Raw genomic sequence first — 270 nt, forward strand, 5'->3', positions numbered from 1 at the left:
AGCAGGTCGGCCCGCGCCAGGTCGCTGGCCGCGACATTGCCGCTGTGCGATCCGCCGCGGATCAGGTTGGGCGCGCCCATCATCACGCGGATGTCGTGGTCGCGGCAGGCCTGCGCGGCATCCACCGTGGTGGGGAATTCCGCGAAATGACAGCCATGTGCCGCGCTGACCGCGACCTGGGGCGCGGTGGTGTCGTCGTGGCTGGCCAGCACCGCGCCATAGCGGCGCGCCTCGGCCACGGCGGTCGCCTCGTGCAACTCGCCCACGCGG

General features: G+C 73.0%; 1 pseudogene. It reads right to left on the reverse strand.

From position 1 onward, the window contains the following. Window positions 1-270: pseudogene (locus TW83_RS19540) on the reverse strand (alpha-D-ribose 1-methylphosphonate 5-triphosphate diphosphatase); the annotation flags it as partial.

Source organism: Paracoccus sp. S4493 (assembly GCF_000967735.1).
Lineage (GTDB): Bacteria > Pseudomonadota > Alphaproteobacteria > Rhodobacterales > Rhodobacteraceae > Paracoccus > Paracoccus marcusii.